Source organism: Streptomyces sp. NBC_01012 (assembly GCF_045162755.1).
Classification (GTDB): domain Bacteria; phylum Actinomycetota; class Actinomycetes; order Streptomycetales; family Streptomycetaceae; genus Streptomyces.
In genome coordinates this window covers 2582641-2606556 of sequence record NZ_CP108688.1, presented here as the reverse complement: position 1 = coordinate 2606556, position 23916 = coordinate 2582641, and the positions used below count along the sequence as shown (strand labels likewise).

Below are 23916 nucleotides of genomic sequence, written 5' to 3'. Positions count from 1 at the left end.
GGCCCCGAGAGGGGCCGGGCGTCCTGGCGTTCCTGGGCCGCGTACGGCGTAGGCCGACATGCGACGGAGTGTCATATGGGGTGATATGAGGCATTGAGCCACTCACGGGAACCCTAGGAGGCACTCCATGCGTGGAGCCACACAGGCCAGGTGGGCCGCATGCGCCGTCGCCGTCACCCTGGCGGCCACGGCCTGCGGCGGCGGGGACAGCGGTGGCGGCGGTGGATCCGACGGGATCGTGAGCTCGTCCTGGGGGGACCCGCAGAACCCGCTGGAGCCGGCGAACACCAACGAGGTGCAGGGCGGCAAGGTCCTCGACATGGTCTTCCGCGGACTCGTGCGGTACGACCCGAAGACCGGCGAGGCCAAGAACGAGATCGCCCAGAAGATCGAGTCCAAGGACTCGGAGAACTTCACCATCACGATCAAGGACAACTGGACCTTCAGCAACGGTGAGAAGGTCACCGCGAAGTCCTTCGTGGACGCCTGGAACTACGGCGCCGCACTGAAGAACAACCAGAAGAACGCCTACTTCTTCCAGTACATCGACGGATATGACAAGGTCCACCCCGAGTCGGGCAGTGCGTCCGCCGCCAGCCTCTCCGGCCTGAAGGTGGTCAACGACACGACCTTCACGGCCAAGCTGTCGCAGAAGTTCTCGCTCTGGCCCGACACCCTCGGCTACGCCGCTTTCGTGCCGCTGCCCAAGACCTTCTACAGCGACCACGACGCGTGGCTCTCCAAGCCCGTCGGCAACGGTCCCTACACCATCGACTCGTACGCCAAGGGCTCGTCGATGAACCTGCGCCGCTGGGACGACTACCCCGGCGCGGACAAGGCGCAGAACGGCGGCATCGACCTCAAGGTCTACACCGACAACAACACCGCCTACACCGACCTGACCGCGGGCAACCTCGACCTGGTCGACGACGTGCCCGCGTCGCAGCTCAAGAACGTCAAGGCGGACCTGGGCGACCGCTACATCAACACCCCCGCAGGCATCAACCAGACGATCGCCTTCCCGTTCTACGAGAAGGCCTGGGACACCCCCGACGCGGCCAAGGTCCGCCGTGGCCTGTCCATGGCGATCAACCGTGACCAGATCACCAACCAGATCTTCCAGAAGACGCGCACCCCCGCCAGCGACTGGACCTCGCCGGTACTCGGCGCGGACGGCGGGTTCAAGAAGGGGCTCTGCGGCTCCGCCTGCGATTACGACAAGGCGGAGGCCAAGAAGCTGATCGACGAGGGCGGCGGCATCCCCGGCGGCCAGCTCAAGATCTCGTACAACGCCGACACCGGCTCCCACAAGGAGTGGGTCGACGCGGTCTGCAACAGCATCAACAACGTCATGGGGAACAACAAGGCGTGTGTCGGCGGGCCCATCGGCACCTTCGCCGACTTCCGCAGCCAGGTCTCCACCCAGAAGCTGACCAGCTCCTGGCGCGCGGGCTGGCAGATGGACTACCCGCTGATCCAGAACTTCCTCCAGCCGCAGTACTACACGAACGCCTCGTCCAACGACGGCAAGTGGAGCAACAAGAAGTTCGACGACCTGGTCGACAAGGCCAACGCGGAGACGGACAAGGCCAAGGCCGTCAGCACCTTCCAGGACGCGGAGAAGGTCATGGCCGAGGAGATGCCCGCCATCCCGCTCTGGTACCAGAACGGCAGCGCCGGCTACTCCGACAGGGTCGAGAACGTCTCGCTGAACCCCTTCAGCGTCCCGGTGTACGACCAGATCAAGGTCAAGTGACCCGCTGAAGCCGGGTGGCCGGTGCGGCGCCCCGCACCGGCGACCCGGCTTTCCGGTCCTTCGGTCCTTCCGCCCCGACCCCGGGAGCCCTCATGGGACGTTATGTGATCCGGCGGCTGCTGCAGATGATCCCGGTCTTCTTCGGCACCACGCTGCTGATCTTCCTCATGGTGAACGTGATGGGCGACCCCATCGCGGGCCTCTGCGGTGACCGCCAGTGCGACCCCTCGACCGCCGCCCAGCTGCGCACCGAATTCGGCCTCGACAAGCCGGTCTGGCAGCAATACCTGCACTACATGGGCAATGTGTTCACCGGCGACTTCGGCACCGCGTTCAACGGTCAGAAGGTCACGGAGCTGATGGGCACCGCCTTCCCGATCACCATCCGGCTCACCATCATCGCCATCGTGTTCGAGATCGTCATCGGCATCAGCCTCGGCGTCGTCACCGGTCTGCGCCGCGGCCGGCCCGTCGACACCACGGTGCTCATCCTGACCCTGGTCGTCATCTCCGTGCCGACCTTCGTCACCGGCCTGCTCCTCCAGCTGCTGCTCGGTGTGGAGTGGGGCGTCATCAAGCCGTCCGTCTCCTCGGAGGCACCGGTGGACGAACTGATCCTGCCCGGGCTCGTCCTGGCCTCCGTCTCGCTGGCCTACGTCACCCGGCTCACCCGGACGTCGATCGCCGAGAACGCCCGCGCCGACTACGTCCGTACCGCCACGGCCAAGGGCCTCCCCAGACGCCGGGTCGTCGTACGGCACCTGCTGCGCAACTCCCTCATCCCCGTCGTCACCTTCATCGGTACGGACGTGGGCGCCCTGATGGGCGGGGCGATCGTCACCGAGCGCATCTTCAACATCCACGGCGTCGGCTACCAGCTCTACCAGGGCATCCTGCGGCAGAACTCCCAGACCGTCGTCGGCTTCGTCACCGTCCTTGTCCTCGTCTTCCTGGCCGCCAACCTGATCGTCGACCTCCTGTACGCCGTACTCGACCCGAGGATCCGCTATGCCTGAGCCGAAGCCGTGGGACGGGACGACGGGCAGCGGAGCGATCTCGGGCGCCGGTACCGGCGGGCCGATGGACCTCGCGGTGGACGAGGGCACCACCCTGGAGAAGGCACCGGGCGGCCCCGACGGCGCCGGGCCCACCGGCAAGCCGCGCAGCCTCTGGTCCGACGCCTGGCGCGACCTGCGCCGCAACCCGGTCTTCATCATCTCCGGGCTCGTCATCCTCTTCCTGGTGATCATCTCGATCTGGCCGTCGCTGATCGCCGACCAGGACCCCCTCAACTGCGACCTGGCCAAGGCCCAGGAGGGCTCCCAGCCAGGTCACCCCTTCGGCTTCGACGGACAGGGCTGCGACGTCTACACCCGCACCGTCTACGGCGCGCGTACCTCCGTGGCCGTCGGTGTCCTGTCCACCCTGGGCGTCTCGCTGCTCGGCGGTGTGCTGGGCGGCCTCGCGGGCTTCTTCGGCGGGGCGTGGGACGCGGTGCTCTCCCGCATCACGGACGTCTTCTTCGGCATCCCGGTGGTGCTCGGCGGACTGGTCTTCCTGTCGGTCGTCACCAGCTCCACCGTCTGGCCGGTGATCGGCTTCATCGTGCTGCTGGGCTGGCCGCAGATCGCGCGCATCGCCCGCGGCTCCGTCATCACCGCCAAACAGAACGACTACGTCCAGGCGGCCCGCGCACTGGGCGCGTCGAACTCGCGGATGATGCTCCGGCACATCATGCCCAACGCCATCGCCCCGGTGATCGTCGTGGCGACCATCGCCCTGGGGACGTACATCTCGCTGGAGGCGACCCTCTCGTATCTCGGCGTCGGCCTGAAACCGCCGGCCGTCTCCTGGGGCATCGACATCTCCGCCGCCTCCCAGTACGTCCGCAACGCGCCGCACATGCTGCTGTGGCCCGCAGGGGCGCTGGCCATCACCGTGCTCGCCTTCATCATGCTCGGCGACGCGGTGCGCGACGCCCTCGACCCCAAGCTGCGCTGAGGAGTCCGCCACCATGTTGCTCGAAGTGCGCGATCTGCATGTGGAGTTCCACACCCGGGAGGGCGTGGCCAAGGCCGTCAACGGGGTCAACTACTCCGTCGCCGAAGGGGAGACGCTCGCCGTACTCGGTGAGTCGGGCTCGGGGAAGTCGGTGACCGCCCAGGCGATCATGGGCATCCTGGACATGCCGCCCGGGAGGATCAGCGGGGGCGAGATCCTCTTCAAGGACCGCGATCTGCTGAAGCTCAGGGCCGAGGAGCGCCGCAGGATCCGGGGCCAGGAGATGGCCATGATCTTCCAGGACGCGCTGTCCTCGCTGAACCCCGTGCTGAGCGTCGGAGCCCAGCTCGGCGAGATGTTCGTCGTGCACCGCGGGATGTCACGGGGCGACGCCAGGGCCAAGGCCGTCGAGCTGATGGACCGGGTGCGCATCCCGGCCGCCAGGCAGCGGGTCGGCGACTACCCGCACCAGTTCTCCGGCGGTATGCGCCAGCGCATCATGATCGCCATGGCGCTGGCGCTGGAACCCTCCCTGATCATCGCCGACGAACCGACCACCGCGCTCGACGTGACCGTCCAGGCCCAGGTGATGGACCTGCTCGCCGAGTTGCAGCGCGAGCTCAACATGGGGCTGATCCTGATCACGCACGACCTCGGCGTGGTCGCGGACGTCGCAGACAAGATCGCCGTGATGTACGCGGGCCGGATCGTCGAGACCTCACCCGTCCACCCGATCTACCAGGCGCCCGCCCACCCGTACACCAAGGGCCTGCTGAGGTCGATCCCGCGCCTGGACCAGAAGGGCCAGGAGCTGTACGCGATCAAGGGCCTGCCGCCCAACCTGCTGCACATTCCGTCCGGCTGCGCCTTCCACCCGCGCTGCCCGCTGGCCCAGGACGTGTGCCGCACCGACGTGCCGCCGCTCTACACCGTGAACGAGGAGCGCCGGAGCGCCTGCCACTTCTGGAAGGAGACGCTCGATGCACGCTGACGAGACGGGCCACGGGGGAGGGGGCGGGGGCTCCACGCTCCAGGCCGTGGCGCCCGTACGCCCGTACGCCGGGGGCGACCCGATCCTGGAGGTGCGCGGGCTGGTCAAGCACTACCCGCTGACCCAGGGCATCCTCTTCAAGAAGCAGGTAGGCGCGGTCAAGGCCGTCGACGGCGTGGACTTCGACCTGGCCGCCGGCGAGACGCTCGGCATCGTGGGGGAGTCGGGCTGCGGGAAGTCGACCGTCGCCAAGATGCTGGTGCACCTGGAGCCGCCGACCGGGGGCGAGATCCGCTACAAGGGCGAGGACGTCACCAAGCTGTCCGGGCGTGCGCTGAAGGCCGTGCGCCGCAACATCCAGATGGTGTTCCAGGACCCGTACACCTCGCTGAACCCGCGGATGACGGTCGGCGACATCATCGGGGAGCCGTACGAGATTCATCCGGAGGTCGCGCCCAAGGGGAGCCGCAGGCAGCGGGTCCAGGACCTGCTGGACGTCGTCGGCCTGAACCCGGAGTACATCAACCGCTATCCGCACCAGTTCTCCGGCGGCCAGCGCCAGCGCATCGGGATCGCCCGCGGTCTCGCGCTCAACCCGGAGATCATCGTCGCCGACGAACCGGTCTCCGCGCTCGACGTGTCGGTGCAGGCCCAGGTCGTCAACCTGCTGGACAGGCTCCAGGCCGAATTCGACCTCAGCTTCCTGTTCATCGCGCACGACCTGTCGATCGTCCGGCACATCTCCGACCGGGTCGGGGTCATGTATCTGGGCCGGATCGTCGAGATCGGCACGGACGAGGAGATCTACGACCACCCGACGCATCCGTACACCCAGGCGCTGCTCTCAGCCGTACCGGTGCCCGACCCGACCGCACGTGAGCACCGTGAGCGGATCATCCTGCACGGTGACGTGCCCTCCCCCGCGAACATCCCGTCCGGCTGCCGCTTCCGTACCCGGTGCTGGAAGGCGCAGGAGCGGTGCGAGCTGGAGGTGCCGCTGCTGGCGGTACCCGCGGTCTTCCGGGACTCGGAGACCCCGGCCCGGCACGACTCGGCGTGCCACTTCGCCGAGGAGAAGCAGGTGGTGCCACCGGAGGACCAGCGCGGCGGGGGCGGCGAAGAGGGGGGCGAGGAGTGATGAGCGGGCCTCAGATCCGTTAACACAGAGGCAACTCGGCCGTCTCCACACCGATATACGAACGTCGCACCATGGTCAGCGTACGGCCGTGCGGGTGCCGTGAACCGGCCGGGGCGTTCATCACGTCGCCCCGGCCGGTTACCCGTTCCCCCCCCGTTTCCCAGGTCCTCTTGTCCATCGGCGGGCCGCGAGGGAGTATCCCTGAGGTGATACTCACACGGGGAGCCAGAATCACCGGAGCGGTGCTGTGCGCCGTGCTCGCGGCCCTGGTCGCGGCCTGGATCGTACGGGACGTCAGAGCACTCGGCGATCCGACGGACCTGCTGCGCTACTGGGCCGGCTACACGCGCGGATGGCCGAAGACGCTGCCCGCCACGCTGCTAGCCGATCCGGTGCTGTTCGTCGTCCTCGTCGCCGCCCTGATCGCGGCCCTGCGCTCCTCGGTCGCCGCGTCCACGCTGGTCGTCACCGGACTGGTCACGCTGGCCCTGCGGCTGCCCGGGGTGTGGACCATCGGCTCGTCGTGGATGGGTGAGCGGTACGGCGAGGAACTGCGCACCCGCGCACTCGTCGGCACCTTCGTCGCCCTGGCCGCCGGACTCGCGCTCGTCGTCATCGGGGCCGTGGGCCGCCGACAGCCCGAGGACTCCTACGAGCCGCGGCCCACCAGACCGGGCCAGGGCGCGGGCGTCACGGCCTTCCTGCTGCTCGGCGCTTCGGGCGCCGTCATGATCGCCTGGGAGATCCGTCAGCTCTTCACACTGCCGGACCAGCTCTATCCCGCCTGGTTCATCGGCGGGAAGGTCCTCACGATCGGACTGACCGCCACCCCGCCGGGCTGGAGCGGCGTGGCCATCGGGGTGACCTGCCTGGTGGTGGCCTGGACCGCGCTCTTCCGTGCCGTCCACGCCAGGCCGCTCGGCATGATCGTCGCAGGACTCCTGCTGGTCTCCGGCGGCTGCGGTATCGCCCGGATGGTCCACGACACATCGCTGGAACACTTCGGTGACGCGCCGTTCGAGCAGCAGCTCATCATGCTCACCTCGTTCCTCTTCGCCCTCGCGGGGGCCGTGACCCTCCCCGTCCTGGCGCGCAGAGGCTTCGAGCGGGTCGAAGGGCAGGGCGGGCAGGGGTACGGCGGCTACGGCTACCCACAGGCCGACACCCGGGGCTACGGCTATCCGCGGCCCGGAGCCGCCCCCGGCTTCGGGCCCCCGGGGAGCGGCGGCCCCGGCTACGGTTATCCGCAGAGCGGCGGCGGGCCGGGCTCCTCCCCGCCGCCCCCTGCCTCCCCGCCGCCCGGCTGGTGACGGCCGCTGTCAGGCCCTGGGCAGCCCCAGGGACCGCTTGAGGAAGTCCACCTGGAGCAGCAGCAGATTCTCGGCCACCTGTTCCTGCGGGGTCATGTGTGTCACCCCGCTCAGCGGCAGCACCTCGTGCGGGCGTCCGGCGGACAGCAGCGCGGAGGAGAGCCGCAGCGCGTGGGCGACCACCACGTTGTCGTCGGCCAGACCATGGACGAGCATCATCGGCCGGACCTCGTCGGCCGGCTCGGAGAGCCCCTCGTCGGTCACCAGCGAGTTGCGGGCGTACACCTCGGGCTGCCGGGTGGGGTCGCCGAGATAGCGCTCGGTGTAGTGGGTGTCGTACAGCCGCCAGTCCGTCACAGGGGCGCCGACCACGGCCGCGTGGAAGACGTCGGGGCGCCGCAGCACCGCGAGCGCCGAGAGGTAACCGCCGTACGACCAGCCGCGCATGGCCACCTTGGACAGATCGAGCGGGAAGCGTCCCGCCAGGGCGTGCAGAGCCTCGACCTGATCGTCGAGGGTGAGGGTGAGATCGTCCCGCACCGCCTTCTCCCAGCCGGGCGAACGGCCGGGGGCGCCCCGGCCGTCCGCGACGACCACGGCGAAACCGTGGTCGGCGAACCACTGGGACGTGAGGTGCGGATTGTGGGCGGCGACCACCCGGCGGCCGTGCGGACCGCCGTAGGGATCCATCAGGACCGGAAGCGGACCATCTGATTCCGAATATCCGGTGGGGAGCAGAACGGCGCACGGGATCCGCCGTGCGCCCCCCTCCGTCAGGTGAACCTTCGCGGTCAGGACCGGCTCCTGGGCGAGATTCGCCACGGTGGCGATCCGCTTGCCGTCGCGCAGCACGCGTACGGCCGTCCCGGGGTGCTCGAGGGACGCCGAGACCAGGACCGTCACACCGCCCGCGCGCACCGCCGAGTGGACCCCCGGGTCCTCGCTGACGCGCTCCACGCCCAGCTCGTTGACGCGGTAGACATGGCTCTGCCCCGTCTCCGGATCCGCCGCGCCTTCGCCCGCGGTGGCCTGCACCAGGATGTCCGAATCCCCGATGTCCAGCACCGCCTGGAGGTGCAGCCGGTCACCGGTCAGCGGCCGGTCACCGACCGAGAGCACCCGCGCGCCCCCCTCGTCGGCGATCCGGACGAGCCGCCCGTCGGGCGCCCAGGCGGGCACCCCGGCGAAGAGGTCGAGCCAGACCCCGTCCTCGTCGACATGCACCGTGCGGGTCGCGCCGGTCTCCGTGTCCACCGTCAGATACAGCTGGCTGCGCTGGTCACGGGCCTGCACCAGAAGCAGCGGCGCACCGTGCGACGACCAGTGCACCCGCGCCAGATAGGGGAAACGGGCCCGGTCCCAGACCACCTCGGTGCGGGAGCCGTCCAGGCCCATCACGAAGAGCCCCACCTCGGCGTTGGCCGTACCCGCCGCCGGATAGCCGACCTCGGCCGGCTTGCTCCCGGGGTGCGCGGGATCGGCGATCCACCACCGCTGTACGGCGCTGTCGTCGACCCGCGCGACCAACAGGCTCCGGGAGTCCGGCGACCACCAGAAACCGCGGTAGCGGCCCATCTCCTCGGCCGCGACGAACTCCGCGAGGCCGTACGAGACGTTCGCGTCCTCCGGCTCGGCGACCGGCCGGTCCCCGTCGCCGTCCGCCCCCACGACGCGCAGCGAGCCCCGGGCGGCGTAGGCGACGAGCCGGCCGTCGGGGGAGGGGCGGGGATCGATCACCGGGCCCGGTACCGGCAGGGCCCGTGCCGTGCCCGCCCTCAACTCGGCGACGTACGCCTTGCCGGAGAGCGCGAAGGCCGCCAACTCGGCCGCGTCGTCCACCGCGTAGCCCACGATGCCCGCCGAACCCTCCCTGGTCCGCTCGCGCCTGGCCCGCTCCTGCGGTGACAGCTTCTCCGTCGAACCGCCCAGCAGCGCGTCGGGGTCGGCCGCGATCCGCTCCTCGCCCGTCGATGTGTCCAGCACCAGGAGCCGGTTCGTCCGGTCGGTGCCCGATGCGGAACGCAGGAAGAGCACCCGCGTTCCATCCGGTGAGACGGTGAAGGCCCGGGGTGCGCCGAGAGTGAACCGCTGGGTCCGGGCGTGCTGGCGAGGAAAGGACAGCTTCTGCGAGGTCATGGCACCGAATCTAGTTGGCGACGGCCCCTCCGTGCGCCCCTCGTGCTGCTGTGCCCCGATCAATGCGTCGGCACGGATAGTTATGATCCGTAGCGCTCGGTGGGTAAGAACCTGCTGGCTCCATGTGTGCTGCCTGTCCCGACCGTACTGATGGAGGTGAACCGCCGTGGCACTCTCGATTTCGGCGGTGGTGCTGCTGGCGATCGTCGTCTTCCTGCTGATCCGGAAATCCGGACTGAAGGGCGGACACGCGGTGGTCTGCATGTTGCTCGGGTTCTACCTCGCGAGCTCGTCGATCGCCCCGACCATCTCGGAGGTGACGTCGAACGTGGCAGGCATGATCGGGGGAATCAAGTTCTGACGGCGCGCGCCGGGTGCCCCGGCCCCGTGGGGCGTTCGGCCCGCGGGGCGCCCTGCTCGTAGGGTGGTCCCCATGAAGGACCTCCCCGCCCGCCGTCTGCTCCTGGTGCACGCGCACCCCGACGACGAGTCGATCAACAACGGCGCCACCATGGCCAGGTACGCGGCCCAGGGCGCGCACGTCGCCCTGGTGACCTGCACCCTCGGCGAGGAGGGCGAGGTCATTCCGCCCGCCCTCGCGCATCTCGCCGCGGACCGGGACGGCGGGCTCGGTGACCACCGCGTCGGTGAACTCACCGCCGCGATGCGGGAGCTGGGGGTCACCGACCACCGGTTCCTGGGTGGCCCCGGCCGGTTCCGTGACTCCGGGATGATGGGCACCGAGCAGAATCACCGCCCCGGAGCCTTCTGGGCCGCCGACCTGGACGAGGCGGCCGGCCATCTGGTCGGGGTGATCCGCTCCCTGCGCCCCCAGGTCCTGATCACCTACGACCCCGACGGCGGCTACGGCCACCCCGACCACATCCAGGCGCACCGCGTCGCGATGCGCGCGGCGGACCTGGCCGCGGATCCCGCGTACGACCCGGCGGCCGGAGCCCCGCACACCGTCGCCAAGATCTACTGGAACCGGGTGCCACGCTCCGTGGCCGACGCGGCCTTCGCGCGGCTGCGGGAGACCGCCCCCGACGCCTTCCCCGGCATCGCGTCGACCGACGACGTACCCGGTGTCGTGGACGACGCGGAGATCACGACGGAGATCGACGGTTCGGCGTACGCCGCGGCGAAGACAGCCGCGATGCGGGCGCACGCCACCCAGATCGCCGTGGACGGCCCCTTCTTCGCTCTTTCGAACGACCTGGGTCAGCCGGTCTTCACCACCGAGTACTACGAGTTGGTACGGGGCGCCCCGGGCGGGGGCGGCGCGTTCCGTGAGCGCGACCTCTTCGACGGCGTGGCGGACGCACCCCTCGCACCGGGAGCGCAGGCATGAGCGGCAGCAAGCGGCAGCGCGCCGCGTCCGAGGCCCCGCGCACCAACGCCCCGCCCAGAAGCCCCGCGCCCATGGGTCTCGCCGCGCCCCCGAACCCCGCACGGATCCCGCTGTACCTGGGCCTCGCGGTGCTGGGCGCGTTCGTCGGTCTTGCGGGCACCCTCGTCCAGGCGGCGCTGTTCCCCGGAGGGCTGCTGCTCGCGCTCGCCGCGTCGGCCGGTCTCTTCTACGGCGGCCGGGTGCTGACCCGGACACAGCTCGGCGCGCTGGCACCGGCGGTGGGCTGGTTCATCGCCGTGGTCGTGCTGCTCGGCGGGCGACCCGAGGGCGACTACGTCTTCGGACAGGAGATCGGCCTGGCGCTCTTCATGCTCGGAGGGATGGCCGTCGCTGTGATCTGTGCCACGATGTCGCGGCTGCCGGATCCGGCCAACAGCACCGACGGGCCCGGCTCGTGATGTGCTGTATCCGCTCCCGGATTGCTCCTCCGCGCACGGGTAGGTGCATCCTTGTTCCCCCAGGGCGCGGAGAGTCTTACGGTGGCGGCCAGTATGGTGGTGCGCGCGCCGAGCCGTCCCCTGGCCTGCGGCACGGGGGAAGTACGGGCGGCGGAGCCAATCGGGAGAACCTGCTTTGAGTCGTGAAACTGACAGTTCGTCCTCCGGGCCCCAGGGGCGCGGAGGTGCCGCGTACCCGTCGGGTACGCCGCCGTACGGATCACGCCAGTATCCGTCGCTGCACCCGTCCCAGGACGGGCCGGAGGACACTCCGGAGCCTGCGGATCCGCCTCAGCCCGAGGAACCCAGAACCGAGACGACGCTGACGACGCGTATCCGGATCAACATCCCGGGCTCGCGTCCGATCCCGCCTGTCGTGATGCGTACGCCGATGAGCGACACCGACCCGTCAGGCGACCGCCAGGACGCCGAGCGCACCGGCAGCACCCCCAGGCCCGGCGCACCCGCGCCGTCGGCCGGCGGGGCATCCGCCGCGGGCCAGGACACGCGTGACAGTGCCCCGGCGGCCGAGGCGCCGGCCGAGAAGCCGGCCAGGGAGAAGAGCGGCAGCGACTGGTTCGCCCCGCGCAAGGCCCCGACCCCGCCCCCCGCACCCGGTGCGGGCGCCGCCCCGTCGGCCCCGGGCCCCGGTGCGCCGGGACAGGGCCCCAGGCCCGGTCAGGGTCCCGGCCCGCGCCCCGGCGGCGGTCCTGCCGGTCCTGCACAGCCCCGCACGGATTCGCCGTACTTCTCGGAGGGCCCGAAGCCGCCCGGCGGCGGTGCGCCCCGGCGCAGCGCCCTCGACGACCTCGACGCAGGTCCGCCGTCCGGGCCCGACCCGGCCCTGCGACCGCCCGGCGGCCCGGGGCCCTCCGGACCCACCACGGGCCCCGCCACCGGAAGTTCGTCCCTGACGCCGGACCTCGACCGGCTCACCGGCCGGACGGGCGGGGCCGGTCAGGCTGCTCCCGGCGGCCCGTCGGGGCCTCGTCCCGGCGGACCTGGGGGCCCTGGCGGCCCCGGCGGCGTACCCCCGAGGATGTCGGACGACACCGCGATCCTGACGCCGCAGGCTCCCGCCCCGGCCCCTGGGCCGGGCGGCCATGTCTCGGGTGACACGCTCACCAGCGGTATCCCCGTCATCCCGGGCGAGCCCCGCGCGCCGTTCCCCGGCGGGCCCGGCACGACCCGCCCGCCCGAGGGGCCCATGGGTCCCAAGGGCGGCGGACCGGCGGACTCGGACGCCCCGGCGCCCGCCCCCGCTCCGAAGCCGGCACCGCCGGCGAAGAAGGGCCGCTCCAAGCCGGTCCTGCTGGGCGTGGCCGTCGTGGTGCTCCTCGGTGTCGCCTACGGCGCGGGCCTGCTGATGAACCACTCCGAGGTGCCCAAGGGCACCACCGTGCTCGGCGTCGACATCGGCGGCGGCACGAAGGAGGAGGCGGTGACCAAGCTCGACGCCACCCTCGGCAAGCGCGCCCGCACGCCGCTGCGGCTGTCCGTGGACGGCAAGGAGGAGAAGCTCGCCCCCGAGAAGGCCGGCCTCACCCTGGACAGCCAGGAGACCGTCCGTGGCGCCGCGGGCAGCGACTACAACCCGGTCTCGGTGATCGGCTCCCTGTTCGGCGGGGCGCGCCCCGCCGACCCGGTGATCCCGGTCGACGAGGAGAAGCTCGGAGTCGCGCTGACCGACCTCGCGGGCGTCGAGGGCTCGTCCAACGACGGCACGATCAAGTTCGAGCCGAACAAGGCCGTGCCCGTCCCCGGGAAGGCGGGGAAGTCGATCGACGTCAACAAGTCGATGATCTCCGTCCGCGACGCCTACCGCGCGCAGGTGCAGACCGACAAGGTGTCCGTCGTCGAACTGCCGGTGGCCGAGACCGAACCCACCATCACCCAGGCCGAACTCGACCGGGCGATGAAGGAGTTCGCCGAGCCCGCGATGTCCGGCCTGGTCACCATCAAGGCCGGGCCCAAGCAGATCGACTTCGGACCCGCGAAGTCCCTGCCGCAGATCCTGTCCATGAAGCCGGTCGACGGCAAGCTGGTCCCCGTCTACGACAGGGAAGCCATCGACACCCTGCTGGACGGTGTCTTCGACGGCATCATGATCACCAAGGGCGACGGGAAGCAGCACGAGGTCAGCGCCACCGATGTGGCGCAGGCCATGCAGGGCGCCCTGCTCGGCAAGACGCCGGCGGAGCGCACCGTCGCGATCGACCTCGGCGGCGAGGGCTGACCGGCCGCGACACAGCCGTGCCGCCGCCCCTGTCCGGAGTTCCGGGCAGGGGCGACGCCGCATCCGGGGCATGACATCTGTCATCCCGGACGGGTGATCCGCGCCCCTGCCGACCGGGCACCCCGCTCCGGCAGGCTGGACGTATGCCAACAACAGCCGCCGCACCCACCACGGCGAAAACCGCCGTGGTGAGCTTCGACCATGTCAGCAAGGCGTACGGAGCCGTACGCGCCGTCGACGGACTGACCCTCGACCTGCACCCCGGCGAGACGGTGGCGCTGCTCGGCCCCAACGGTGCCGGGAAGTCCTCCACCCTGGACCTGCTCCTGGGGCTGCGCACCGCCGACTCCGGTGAGGTCCGGCTCTTCGGCATGTCGCCGCAGGAGGCCATCGCGGAGGGCCACGTCGGGGCCATGCTGCAGTCCGGCGGCCTGATGGAGGACGTCACCGTCAAGGAACTCGTCAGGCTCGCCTGCGACCTGCACCCGAGGGCCTACCCGGTCGACCAGGTGGTGGAGCGCGCGGGGCTGACCCAGATCGCCGACCGCCTGGTCAACAAGCTCTCCGGCGGCCAGGAACAGCGCGTGCGCTTCGCGCTCGCCACCGCCGGGGCCAACGACCTGATCGTGCTGGACGAGCCGACCACCGGCATGGACGTCACCGCGCGGAAGGCCTTCTGGGCCACCATGCGCGAACAGGCCGACGCGGGCCGTACGGTCCTGTTCGCCACCCACTACCTCGAGGAGGCCGACGCCATCGCGGACCGTGTCCTGGTCCTCCACAAGGGCCGTGTACTCGCCGACGGCACCGCCGCCGAGATCAAGGCGAAGGCGGGAGCCCGCCGGATCTCCTTCGAGCTGGACGGACCGGTCGACGAGGTCGCGCTGCGCGCCCTGCCGTCCCTGTCCACCCTCGACGTCAGCGGCCGCCGGGTCCGTATCCAGTCCTACGACGCGGACGCGACCGTCCACGCGCTCTACGGCCTCGGCCTCTACCCGCGCGAGATCGAGGTCGCCGGACTCGGCCTGGAACAGGCCTTCGTCGCCATCACCGAGGCCGAGGAGGCCAGGACCGCATGAGGAACTACTTCTCCTGGAGCCTCACCAGGCTCGAAGTGCTCAGGACCCTGCGGAACAAGAAGTTCATGTTCTTCTCGGTCATCTACCCGTCGGCGATCTATCTGCTGATCTCCGGAACCCAGAACACCACCGACACGGTCCCGGGCTCCGAGCTGACCCTCCAGGCCTTCTTCATGGTCTCGATGGCCTCCTTCGGCGCCCTGACCGCCGTCCTCATGGGCAACAGCGAACGCATCGCCAAGGAGCGGGAGAAGGGCTGGGTCCGTCAGCTCCGCCTCACCGCCCTGCCGGGCCGCGGCTACGTCCTGTCGAAGATCGCGGGCGCCGGCATCGTCACGCTGCCCTGCATCGTGGTCGTGTTCCTCGTCGCCGCCGGCGTCAAGGGCGTACGGCTCGACGCCTGGCAGTGGCTGGCGCTGACCGGTCTCATCTGGGCCGGTTCCCTGGTCTTCGCCGCACTCGGGGTCGCCATCGGATACGTCGCCAGCGGTGACGCGGTCCGCCCGATCACCATGATCATCTACTTCGGCCTCTCCATCCTCGGAGGGCTGTGGATGCCCACCGCGACGTTCCCCGACTGGCTCCAGAAGATCTCCGAGTGGCTGCCGACCCACGCGTACGCTGCTCTCGGCCAGTCCGTGGAGATGGGCGGCTCGCCGCACGCCAAGGACGTCGCGGTCCTCTGCGCCTACTTCGTGCTCTTCGCGGGCGGCGCGGCCTGGCTCTATCGGAAGGACACCTTGAAGGCGTGAGCGACGACGAGACGCCGCTGGGCATCGGGCGCCCGCCGCAGGGCCGCCGCCAGTTCACCATGAAGCTGCTGTGGATCGGCATCTGGCTGGCGTTCATGAGCGCCCCCGTCACGGACGTGGTCAGCGGGGACCACACCGTCACGACCCGGGTGCTCGGCGGGACCGGCCTGCTGGTGTTCGTCGCGGTGTACCTGGTCCTCGTCTTCCGGCACACGTCGAAGGCCCTGGCCCGCCCGCGCGTGCTCTGGACGATCACCTTCCTCGCGGCTCTCGCCCTCGCCCTCGTCGTGATGCTCGGCACACCCTGGCTGGTGCTGTTCGTCTACGTCTCGGTGTCGGTGGGGGCGACCCTGCCGCTGCGGATCGCCGCCTGGCTGATCCCGGCGGCCACCGCGGTGATGGTGGTGACCGGCCTGATCGCCGGCCACGCCCGCGAGATCATCACGGCGCTGGCCTTCCCGGCGCTGCTCGGCGGGTTCGCGATGTCCGGGGTGCGGCAGATGATCCGTACGACGATCCAGCTGCGCGAGGCCCGCGCGACCGTCGCCCAGCTCGCCGCCAACGAGGAGCGGCTGCGGCTGGCCCGCGATCTGCACGACCTGCTGGGGCACTCGCTCTCGCTGATCACGCTCAAGAGCGAACTGGCGGGCCGGATGCTCCCGGGGCAGCCCGAACGGGCCGCGGAGCAGGTGGCGGACATCGAGCGGGTGAGCCGCCAGGCCCTGACCGACGTACGCGGCGCGGTCAGCGGCTACCGCAGGCCGACCCTCCCCGGCGAGCTGGCGGGGGCCCGTACGGCACTCGCCGCCGCCGGTATCACCGCCGATGTCCCGGCCGAGGTCCCCGAGGACATCACGGACGGCATCCCCGAGAAGCAGGAGGAGGTGCTCGCCTGGGGGCTGCGGGAAGCCGTCACCAACGTCGTACGCCACAGCGGCGCCCATCGCTGCACGGTCGCCCTCACCTCGCACCAGACCCTCGGAGGCCCGGTCCTGGAGCTCGCCGTCACCGACGACGGCCGGGGCGCGGCGGGCACCCAGCCGGGCAACGGGCTCACCGGCATCGCCGAGCGCCTCGCCACGGTCGACGGCACCCTGGCCACCGGACCTGCGGGCGGCGGCCCCGGCAAGGGCTTCGCCCTCACTCTCCGTGTCCCGGCCGGTTCCGCCCTAGGTGTATTGATCACGAGCGTTGTTGACACTCAGTGGGTCTTGAACATGACGAAGACCTCCAGTGTGGTGGGAGCTGTCTAGGAACTCACCGCACGGAGGTCTTCGTGTCCCACCGTAATGCCCGGCTGACCGTTTTCGGTAGGCGCCTGCTGGTCGAGCGGGTCTGCTCGGGCCGCCCGGTCGCCCATGTCGCAGCCGAGATGGGCATATCGCGGGCCACGGCCCACAAATGGATGCGGCGGTGGCGGGCCGAAGGCGAGGTTGGCCTGCACGACCGCTCCAGCAGCCCACTCACGACACCGCACCGGACTCCGGCCGCCATCGAGGCGCAGGTCTGCGACCTGCGGCGGTCCCGCAAACTGGGACCGGCCAGGATCGGCCCGATCCTGGGCCTCCCGGCCTCGACGGTCCACCGGATCCTGACCCGCCAGGGACTCCATCGGCTGGCCTGGCTCGACCGGCCGACCGGCACGGTGATCCGCCGCTACGAACGTGAACGGCCCGGCGAACTCATCCACGTCGACGTCAAAAAGCTCGGCCGGATCCCCGACGGCGGCGGCCACAAGGTCCTGGGCCGCCAGGCCGGCCGGGCCACCCGCAGCCAGATGGGCTTCGACTACGTCCACTCCGCCGTGGACGACCACTCCCGCCTGGCCTACAGCGAGATCCACCCGGACGAGAAAGTCGCGACCTGCGCGGGCTTCCTCACCCGCGCGGCCGCCTTCTTCCACAGTCAGGGCATCACCCGCATCGAACGAGTCCTCACGGACAACGCCTGGGCCTACCGCAAGGGCCTGGCCTGGAAGGCCGCCCTGGCCGAACTCGGCGCGACCAGCAAACTCACCCGCCCCTACCGGCCCCAGACCAACGGCAAAGTCGAACGCTTCAACCGCACCCTCGCCGACGAATGGGCCTACCAACGGCCCTACACGTCAAATGACGAACGGACCACAGCCCTGGCAGACTTCCTCCACACCTACAACCACCACCGCTGCCACACCGCACTCGGAGGCCAACCCCCGATCAGCCGAGTGAACAACGCTGCGGGTCAATACACCTAGGATCCGGAGAATGAGCATGATCAGACTTCTCCTGGCCGAGGACCAGTCCATGGTGCGCGAGGCGCTGGCGGCGCTGCTCGGCCTCGAACCCGACATCGAGGTGGTGGCCCAGGCCGCCCGCGGTGACGAGGTGGTCGCCGCGGCGCGCGAGCACGCCGTCGACGTCGCGCTCCTCGACATCGAGATGCCGGGCATGAACGGGATCGAGGCCGCGGCGGAACTGCGCCGGGAGCTCCCCGACATCAAGATCGTCGTGGTCACCACCTTCGGCCGCCCCGGCTATCTGCGCCGCGCCATGGAGTCGGGCGCGGACGCCTTCCTGGTCAAGGACGCACCGTCCGCCCAACTCGCCGACGCCGTACGCAAGGTGCTCGGGGGCGAACGGGTCATCGACCCCGCGCTGGCCGCTGCCGCCCTCGCGGAAGGGACGAACCCGCTGACCGGCCGTGAGCGCGATGTCCTGCGTGCGGCGGCGGGCGGAGCGACGAACGCGGAGATCGCCGCCGAGCTGATGCTCTCCCACGGGACGGTGCGCAACTACCTGTCCACGGCGATCCAGAAGATGGCCGCGCGCAACCGCGCGGAGGCCGTCAGAACCGCCGGCGACAAGGGCTGGCTCTGACGGCTCCCGACACACGGAGGACCCGGCCGCAGCAGCGGCCGGGTCCTCCTCCTTCGTGATCCCCGGGCAGATGCCCTAGGGGAAGGACACCACCTGTGAGGGGATGGTGTCCTCACCGGACGTGGGGGATCCGATGTCGTTGATGACGTGCTCGTACTGCCCCTTGCCGCCCAGGGACACCACGAGCAGGTCGTGGAACTTCACTCCGGAATTCACCGGAGCCTGGAACCCGTGCTGCTGGCGGATGCTGGGGTCGACGTTGAAGAAGCAGTAGCTGCCCATGCCCCAGCCCTCGTGGGTGGTGACGGAGTCGTCGACCTTGTAGGCGGCGTAGCCCTTGATGTCGCCGTTCTGGATGGCGTCCTGGTTCGGGGCGTCGTACGCCTTCTCGTTCTGGAAGAAGATCGTCTTGCCGTTCTCGCCGGACCAGCGCACGTCGTACTTGTTGAAGTGCTCGACGAACAGGCCGGTCGCCAGGACGTTGTCACCGTTGACCTGGAGGCCGTAGTCGGACCGGTTGGTCTCCCAGCCGACCCCGTCGCCGTGGTCGGCGCGCCACAGCCAGGTGTGGTCGATGATCGTGTCGTTGCTGTTGACCACCATGCCGGTGGTGGCCTTGCCGGCCCCTGCCCCGCCGACCCGGACGAACACGTCCTGGAGTGACGTCGGGTTGTCCGAGTGGCTCGCGGACGCGCCCTCGGGGCCGACCTCGACCAGCGTGTCGGAGTTGGTCGTCCCGGCATCGATGAGCAGGCCGGCGACCTTCACGCCGTCCACGTCACCGACCTTGAGCGCGGTGACCCCGTTGTCCGGGATGATCGTGGCCAGACCCAGACCGAGCGCCACGGTGTCGGCGCGGTCGATGTTGATCGTCTCGTCGACGTGGTAGACACCCGGGGTGAACAGCAGGTGCAGGCCCTGGTCCACGGCCGCGTTGATGGTCTCGGCGGTCGCGCCCGGCTTCACCACATAGAACTGGTCCAGCGAGATCGACTCGCCCTCCGGCGTGCCGTTGCCCCATGAAGTGCCCCGCGCGTTGGTGCGCTTGGCGGGGACGAACACCTTGTAGTCGTCGCCGTCCAGGTACAGGAACGGCTTCTCGCGCGAGACCGGGGTGTTGTCCAGCGTGGTGTACGGAGGCTCGGGGAAGCTCTGCGCGGGTGCGCCCTCGACGCCGGAGAACGTCATGTTCCAGACGCCGTTGCCCCAGCCGCCGACGGAGCTGTCACGGGTGTACCACTGCTGCTGCGAGTACGGACCCACCTCGCCGTCGATCTTGCTGTCGGCGATGTAGCCGCCACTGGCCCAGCCGTAGCCGTCGGGTGCCAGGTTGAGGCCACCCTTGACGTGCATACGGCGGAAGGGGGCGGCCTGGGAGACGGCCCAGCGGTCGGTGCCGCTGACCGGGTTGAGCGCCAGGTTCTCGGCCGAACGCCAGAAGTTCTGCGTGGCGTTGCCGTCGAACCAGCCCGCGTCGACCGTGACATCGCCGTTGAAGGTGGTGTCGTCGGGGTTCAGACCGAGGCCGGCGATGGAGGTGTAGAAGCCGATCTGGGCGTTGATGTTGTCGTACGTGCCCGGCTTGAACATCAGCGCATAGCGGTCTTCGCCGAACTGGTTCGATTCCTGCTTCTTGAAGACCTCGTCGACCTTGCCCTGGATGTCGGGGGTCGAGGGGTCGAAGACCATCACGTTGGGGCCGAGGTCACCTCCGCCGGGCAGCTCAGCGGCCTCGTCGCCGAACGCCGCCTGGGCGGTGGGGAAGGCCATCAGCATCGATACGGCGAGCGCGGCGAGACCGACCACCTTGGAGCGGCGGTGCCTGCGGGGAGCTATGGGGGGCGCGGAACTGGTGGGGGGAGCTTGCATGGATGACGTCTCCTGGGTCGTGGGTCGGGTGCACGACTGAATTTCACGAGAGGCCGGAGAGCGCTCTCTAGTCTCGCTGATGTAACAGGCGTCGCCCTGGACACGTCAAGAGGTGTGACGTCGGGAGCCGCGGTTGATTCCCGTAACGGCAACAAATGGCGTCGACGGTAAGGCAATTGGGATGCTTTGCGTACAGACAGGGGGACCGGGTGAGTTCAGAGGATGACCACGGGGGTGGGGGCGCGGGCGCTGGTGCCGTGGCAGGAGGCTAGTTCAGCAGTGCCCTCGCCGCCCGGGCGCGGTGGCGGATGGCCTCGGCAGCCGTCGGCTCGACCCGGTCGACGATCTCCGCGTACGCGTCCATCTCCGCCGCCCCGCGCAGGAACTCCCCGCGCTGCACGAGGAGCTGAGCCCGCTCGTAGCGGAGCCTGGCCGGGTGCGAGGGCAGCAGCAGGGAGAGGTCGAGCGCCCACAGCGCCACGTCCGTACGCTCCGGACGGGCCGCCGCCCATGCCCGGACGTTGTTCAGGATCCGCAGCATCGTCTCCAGCGGCCGCGCGGGCACGGGTGGGGGCGCCGGCGCTCCGGTCGTCCCCGTGACCATCAGCTCCGCGTCCTCGCCGCTGAGCGGCGCGCCGCCCGCGAAGGGGTCCGCCAGCACCCGCTCGGCCGGGTCGCCGAAGCCGACCACGTAATGCCCCGGGAGCGCCAGTCCGTACACGGGCGCTCCCGCTCTGCGCGCCACCTCGATCCAGACCACCGACAGCAGGATGGGCAGGCCCCTGCGGCGGCGCAGGACCTGCTGGAGCACGGATGACTCCAGCCGCTGGTAGTCCGCCGAGGAGCCCGCGAAACCGCAGCGCTCGCCCAGCAGTTCGGCGAGCGCCGACGCCCATACGCGGGGTCCCCTGGCTCCGTAGGGGAGGAGGCCGGCCAGCCGGTCCAGCTCGATCTGCGCCGCGTCGATGCCGTACGGATCGGCGTCCCCGGGCGGGACGGGGCCGGTCTCGGCGCCCAGCAGCAGACAGAGCAGCGCGAGGTCGGGCCGCTCGGCGCGCGCCTCGTCGGCGAACAGCCGCCGTCGCCCGGCCGTGCCGGGATCCTCGTCGCTCATGGGTGACTCATCCCCTGCTGCCCGCGCTACGCGGGCCGGAAGTGGTGGTAGCTGTGGTGGAGGGCGAAGCCCATGCCGTCGTACAGCGCGCGTGCCCCCTCGTTGTCCGTCTCCACCTGGAGCCATGCGGCCGACGCGCCCTCGTCCAGCGCCGTGCGGGCCAGCGCGGTCATCACCGCCGTGGCGAGACCCCGGCGCCGGTACTCGGGGCCCACCTCGACGGCCATGAACCCCGCCCAGCGCCCGTCCACCACACAGCGGCCGATCGCGGCGGGCGGTGCCCCCGCCGGGCCGTCGCCCGGCACGGTGGCGAACCACACCGAAGGGCCGCTGCCCAGCACCTCCAGCACATGGGGCCCCGGGGTCTCGAAGCGCTGGTACCGGGAGAGCCAGGCGTCGTCCGGCTCCCGGGTCAGCCGTACGGCGGAGATGTCCACGTCACGGTCACCGACCGGTGCCAGGGCCGCGATCCGCACCTCGGCCGTCACCTCGCGCCGCCACCCGTGCTCCTCGAGATCCGCGCAGAGCGCCTCCTGGGCGTCCTCGGCGCCGGTGCCGGTCTGGATGTACGGGGGCAGATCCCGCTCTCCGTACCAGCGGCGCACCCGCGCGAGCGCATCGCCGAGCGGGAGGCCCGGATCGCCGAGCGGCAGCACGGAGTTGGCGCGGCGGGTGAATCCGCCGGCCGCGCGCAGCCGCCAGTCGCCGAGGAGTTCGCTCTCCACGGGCTGCCAGGCGCGCGCGGCCGTCCGCGTGAGTTCACCGAAGGAGGCGGCGGGACCGCGGCGGCGTGCGGGGGCCGGGGGCACGACCTTGCCCGCCACCAGTGCCGATTCCGGGATACGGACGCTCTGGCCGCTCTTCGTTGTGACGGAGAGCACTTCATCGTCCCACGATGTGAGAACCCCGACCGTGTCGGTGAACTTCGCGCCCTCGCCCGGCACGTCGGCGACTCGCCGCACGGATACGCGTTTCCCCACGTCAGCAGGTGTCATGCGAACCTCTAGCCGTCCGCCGATGGTGAATTCCACAGCTCTGTCCGCCCCTCCTGTTCGGATCGTGCCCCGGAACGGAGATACTAGGGGCGGGCATCGACGACGCCGCGCTCCCGCGCGAGAGCCAACGCCCTACCGAGGAGGAACGACAGCGTGACCTACGTCATCGCGCAGCCTTGTGTCGACGTAAAGGACAAGGCCTGCATCGAAGAGTGCCCCGTCGACTGCATCTACGAGGGCTCCAGGTCCTTGTACATCCATCCGGACGAATGCGTCGACTGTGGAGCCTGTGAACCGGTGTGCCCGGTCGAGGCCATCTTCTACGAGGACGACACCCCGGAGGAGTGGAAGGACTACTACAAGGCGAACGTCGAGTTCTTCGACGACCTCGGCTCACCGGGCGGCGCCTCCAAGCTGGGCCTCATCGAGCGCGACCACGCGTTCATCGCCGCGCTGCCGCCGCAGAACCAGTAAGCGCACGAGCGCCGCGTGGTCCCGTACGGCTTGTGACCGTGCGGGACCGAGGTGTTTTCCGGCTGCCACGCCCCGTATGAGAAAGCAGAGTTCCGTGTCCGCAGCAGTTCCCGTCTCCTCCCGTCTCCCGGTCTTCCCCTGGGACAAGCTGGCGCCCTACAAGGCGACGGCCGTGGCCCATCCGGACGGCCTCGTGGACCTGTCGGTCGGTACGCCCGTCGACGCGGTGCCCGAGCTGATCCAGCAGGCGCTGACGGACGCGTCGGACAGCCCCGGCTACCCGACGGTGTGGGGCACCGAGGAGCTGCGTGACGCGCTGGCGGGCTGGGTGGAGCGCAGGCTCGGCGCCAGGGCCGTGGCCCATGAGAACGTGCTGCCGGTCGTCGGCTCCAAGGAGCTGGTGGCCTGGCTGCCGACCCAGCTGGGTCTCGGCGCGGGCGACAAGGTCGCCCATCCCCGGCTCGCCTACCCGACGTACGAGGTCGGGGCGCGGCTCTGCGGCGCGGAGCCCGTGGCCTACGACGACCCGACGGAGCTGGACCCCGCGGGCCTGAAGCTCCTCTGGCTCAACTCCCCGTCCAACCCGACGGGCCGGGTCCTGCCGAAGGACGAGCTGACCCGGATCGTGGCCTGGGCGCGCGAGCACGGGGTGCTGGTCTTCAGCGACGAGTGCTACCTGGAGCTGGGCTGGGAGGCCGAGCCCGTCTCCGTGCTCCACGAGGACGTCTGCGGTGGTACGTACGAGGGGATCGTCGCCGTCCACTCGCTCTCCAAGCGCTCCAACCTCGCCGGCTACCGCGCGGCCTTCATCGCGGGGGACGCGTCCGTACTCGGCGAGCTGCTCCAGATCCGTAAGCACGGCGGGATGATGACACCGGCCCCGGTCCAGGCGGCGACGGTCGCGGCGCTGGGCGACGACGCGCACGTGGAGCAGCAGCGGGCGCGTTACGCGCGCCGGCGCACGGTGCTGCGGGCGGCGCTCGAGGCCCATGGCTTCCGGATCGAGCACAGCGAGGCGAGCCTCTACCTCTGGGCCACGCGCGACGAGCCCTGCTGGCAGACCGTGGCGCATCTGGCGGAGCTCGGCATCCTGGTCGCCCCGGGCGACTTCTACGGTCCCGCCGGTGACCACTTCGTACGGGTGGCCCTGACAGCCACGGACGAGCGGGTGGACGCGGCGGTCAAGCGGCTGGCCTAGGGCCTGTCCGACCATTCCCGTCTGCCTCGCGAAGGCTGCGCGAGGTTGCGCGAAGGGGGCCCCGGGAGTGCGCACTCCCGAGGCCCCCTTCGCGCACACGTGGTGCGTGTTCCGGCGTGGATCAGCCGAGGGGCAGGCCCTTGGTGGGGAGGGTGTCGTCGGTC

The 23916-nt window shown here is 70.5% G+C and carries 21 protein-coding genes; 17 read left to right on the top strand and 4 right to left on the bottom strand.

The features are described 5' to 3' along the window. Window positions 1–127: 127 nt before the first annotated feature. From OG623_RS11380 to OG623_RS11355, 6 genes are all read left to right on the top strand, one after another. On the top strand, window positions 128–1756 hold the full coding sequence (locus OG623_RS11380) for an ABC transporter substrate-binding protein (protein WP_406146136.1): 1629 nt from the start codon (window positions 128–130) through the stop codon (window positions 1754–1756). Window positions 1757–1848: 92 nt separating this feature from the next. Continuing rightward, entirely contained in the window at window positions 1849–2772 is a 924-nt protein-coding gene (locus OG623_RS11375; RefSeq protein ID WP_406146135.1) for an ABC transporter permease, read from the top strand. Further along, window positions 2765–3757, top strand: coding sequence for an ABC transporter permease (locus OG623_RS11370; protein ID WP_406146134.1), 993 nt, complete (start codon window positions 2765–2767; stop codon window positions 3755–3757). The genes OG623_RS11375 and OG623_RS11370 overlap by 8 nt, the downstream gene beginning before the upstream one ends. A gap of 13 nt (window positions 3758–3770) precedes the next feature. Continuing rightward, entirely contained in the window at window positions 3771–4748 is a 978-nt protein-coding gene (locus tag OG623_RS11365) for an ABC transporter ATP-binding protein (RefSeq protein WP_406146133.1), read from the top strand. Then, window positions 4738–5886, top strand: coding sequence for an ABC transporter ATP-binding protein (locus OG623_RS11360; RefSeq protein ID WP_406146132.1), 1149 nt, complete (start codon window positions 4738–4740; stop codon window positions 5884–5886). The genes OG623_RS11365 and OG623_RS11360 overlap by 11 nt, the downstream gene beginning before the upstream one ends. A gap of 206 nt (window positions 5887–6092) precedes the next feature. Beyond that, on the top strand, window positions 6093–7196 hold the full coding sequence (locus OG623_RS11355) for a hypothetical protein (protein ID WP_406146131.1): 1104 nt from the start codon (window positions 6093–6095) through the stop codon (window positions 7194–7196). A gap of 9 nt (window positions 7197–7205) precedes the next feature. Here the strand turns inward: OG623_RS11355 and OG623_RS11350 are convergent, their stop codons facing one another. Continuing rightward, entirely contained in the window at window positions 7206–9332 is a 2127-nt protein-coding gene (locus OG623_RS11350) for an alpha/beta fold hydrolase (RefSeq protein ID WP_406146130.1), read from the bottom strand. A gap of 166 nt (window positions 9333–9498) precedes the next feature. Between OG623_RS11350 and OG623_RS11345 the strand changes: the two genes are divergently transcribed. From OG623_RS11345 to OG623_RS11305, 9 genes are all read left to right on the top strand, one after another. Continuing rightward, window positions 9499–9693, top strand: coding sequence for a hypothetical protein (locus tag OG623_RS11345; RefSeq protein ID WP_014154257.1), 195 nt, complete (start codon window positions 9499–9501; stop codon window positions 9691–9693). A gap of 72 nt (window positions 9694–9765) precedes the next feature. Next, window positions 9766–10683 (top strand): N-acetyl-1-D-myo-inositol-2-amino-2-deoxy-alpha-D-glucopyranoside deacetylase, encoded by a 918-nt coding sequence (gene mshB / locus OG623_RS11340; RefSeq protein ID WP_406146129.1) that lies wholly within the window; start codon window positions 9766–9768, stop codon window positions 10681–10683. After that, window positions 10680–11141 (top strand): DUF6113 family protein, encoded by a 462-nt coding sequence (locus tag OG623_RS11335; protein WP_406146128.1) that lies wholly within the window; start codon window positions 10680–10682, stop codon window positions 11139–11141. The genes mshB and OG623_RS11335 overlap by 4 nt, the downstream gene beginning before the upstream one ends. Window positions 11142–11571: 430 nt before the next feature. Then, complete coding sequence (locus OG623_RS11330; RefSeq protein WP_406146127.1) at window positions 11572–13416, top strand: hypothetical protein; 1845 nt, start codon at window positions 11572–11574, stop codon at window positions 13414–13416. A gap of 143 nt (window positions 13417–13559) precedes the next feature. Continuing rightward, window positions 13560–14495, top strand: coding sequence for an ABC transporter ATP-binding protein (locus OG623_RS11325; protein WP_406146126.1), 936 nt, complete (start codon window positions 13560–13562; stop codon window positions 14493–14495). Continuing rightward, window positions 14492–15247, top strand: a complete 756-nt coding sequence (locus OG623_RS11320) for an ABC transporter permease (RefSeq protein WP_406146125.1) — start codon at window positions 14492–14494, stop codon at window positions 15245–15247. The genes OG623_RS11325 and OG623_RS11320 overlap by 4 nt, the downstream gene beginning before the upstream one ends. Continuing rightward, window positions 15244–16500: a sensor histidine kinase gene (locus OG623_RS11315; protein ID WP_406146124.1), complete on the top strand. Its 1257-nt coding sequence runs from the start codon at window positions 15244–15246 to the stop codon at window positions 16498–16500. Before OG623_RS11320 ends, OG623_RS11315 begins: the two co-directional genes overlap by 4 nt. 23 nt (window positions 16501–16523) lie before the next feature. Then, complete coding sequence (locus OG623_RS11310) at window positions 16524–17480, top strand: IS481 family transposase (RefSeq protein ID WP_406146123.1); 957 nt, start codon at window positions 16524–16526, stop codon at window positions 17478–17480. Window positions 17481–17490: 10 nt separating this feature from the next. After that, window positions 17491–18102 carry a response regulator transcription factor gene (locus OG623_RS11305; protein ID WP_406146122.1) on the top strand — a complete coding sequence of 204 codons (612 nt, stop codon included), beginning with the start codon at window positions 17491–17493 and terminating at the stop codon, window positions 18100–18102. A 75-nt stretch (window positions 18103–18177) separates the two neighbouring features. Here the strand turns inward: OG623_RS11305 and OG623_RS11300 are convergent, their stop codons facing one another. The 3 genes from OG623_RS11300 to OG623_RS11290 form a co-directional block, all read right to left on the bottom strand. Then, window positions 18178–19971 carry a coagulation factor 5/8 type domain-containing protein gene (locus OG623_RS11300; protein WP_406146121.1) on the bottom strand — a complete coding sequence of 598 codons (1794 nt, stop codon included), beginning with the start codon at window positions 19969–19971 and terminating at the stop codon, window positions 18178–18180. Window positions 19972–20239: 268 nt separating this feature from the next. Beyond that, window positions 20240–21085, bottom strand: a complete 846-nt coding sequence (locus OG623_RS11295; protein WP_406146120.1) for a transglutaminase-like domain-containing protein — start codon at window positions 21083–21085, stop codon at window positions 20240–20242. A 26-nt stretch (window positions 21086–21111) separates the two neighbouring features. Beyond that, window positions 21112–22116 (bottom strand): GNAT family N-acetyltransferase, encoded by a 1005-nt coding sequence (locus OG623_RS11290; protein ID WP_406146119.1) that lies wholly within the window; start codon window positions 22114–22116, stop codon window positions 21112–21114. Window positions 22117–22233: 117 nt separating this feature from the next. On the opposite strand from OG623_RS11290, the gene fdxA reads away from it, so the two are divergent. Continuing rightward, window positions 22234–22554 (top strand): ferredoxin, encoded by a 321-nt coding sequence (gene fdxA, locus OG623_RS11285; RefSeq protein WP_014154250.1) that lies wholly within the window; start codon window positions 22234–22236, stop codon window positions 22552–22554. A 94-nt stretch (window positions 22555–22648) separates the two neighbouring features. Then, window positions 22649–23752 carry a succinyldiaminopimelate transaminase gene (gene dapC / locus OG623_RS11280; protein ID WP_406146118.1) on the top strand — a complete coding sequence of 368 codons (1104 nt, stop codon included), beginning with the start codon at window positions 22649–22651 and terminating at the stop codon, window positions 23750–23752. Window positions 23753–23916 lie beyond the last annotated feature (164 nt).

What these genes read in the sequence shown, in the direction of transcription:
- OG623_RS11330 (WP_406146127.1), top strand. Translation starts at nt 11,572, where the DNA reads ATGAGCGACACCGACCCGTCAGGCGACCGCCAGGACGCCGAGCGCACC.
- OG623_RS11305 (WP_406146122.1), top strand. Translation starts at nt 17,491, where the DNA reads ATGAGCATGATCAGACTTCTCCTGGCCGAGGACCAGTCCATGGTGCGC.
- OG623_RS11375 (WP_406146135.1), top strand. Translation starts at nt 1,849, where the DNA reads ATGGGACGTTATGTGATCCGGCGGCTGCTGCAGATGATCCCGGTCTTC.
- mshB (WP_406146129.1), top strand. Translation starts at nt 9,766, where the DNA reads ATGAAGGACCTCCCCGCCCGCCGTCTGCTCCTGGTGCACGCGCACCCC.
- OG623_RS11320 (WP_406146125.1), top strand. Translation starts at nt 14,492, where the DNA reads ATGAGGAACTACTTCTCCTGGAGCCTCACCAGGCTCGAAGTGCTCAGG.
- OG623_RS11370 (WP_406146134.1), top strand. Translation starts at nt 2,765, where the DNA reads ATGCCTGAGCCGAAGCCGTGGGACGGGACGACGGGCAGCGGAGCGATC.
- OG623_RS11300 (WP_406146121.1), bottom strand. Translation starts at nt 19,971, where the DNA reads ATGCAAGCTCCCCCCACCAGTTCCGCGCCCCCCATAGCTCCCCGCAGG.
- OG623_RS11295 (WP_406146120.1), bottom strand. Translation starts at nt 21,085, where the DNA reads ATGAGCGACGAGGATCCCGGCACGGCCGGGCGACGGCGGCTGTTCGCC.
- OG623_RS11350 (WP_406146130.1), bottom strand. Translation starts at nt 9,332, where the DNA reads ATGACCTCGCAGAAGCTGTCCTTTCCTCGCCAGCACGCCCGGACCCAG.
- OG623_RS11360 (WP_406146132.1), top strand. Translation starts at nt 4,738, where the DNA reads ATGCACGCTGACGAGACGGGCCACGGGGGAGGGGGCGGGGGCTCCACG.
- OG623_RS11380 (WP_406146136.1), top strand. Translation starts at nt 128, where the DNA reads ATGCGTGGAGCCACACAGGCCAGGTGGGCCGCATGCGCCGTCGCCGTC.
- OG623_RS11365 (WP_406146133.1), top strand. Translation starts at nt 3,771, where the DNA reads ATGTTGCTCGAAGTGCGCGATCTGCATGTGGAGTTCCACACCCGGGAG.
- OG623_RS11325 (WP_406146126.1), top strand. Translation starts at nt 13,560, where the DNA reads ATGCCAACAACAGCCGCCGCACCCACCACGGCGAAAACCGCCGTGGTG.
- OG623_RS11335 (WP_406146128.1), top strand. Translation starts at nt 10,680, where the DNA reads ATGAGCGGCAGCAAGCGGCAGCGCGCCGCGTCCGAGGCCCCGCGCACC.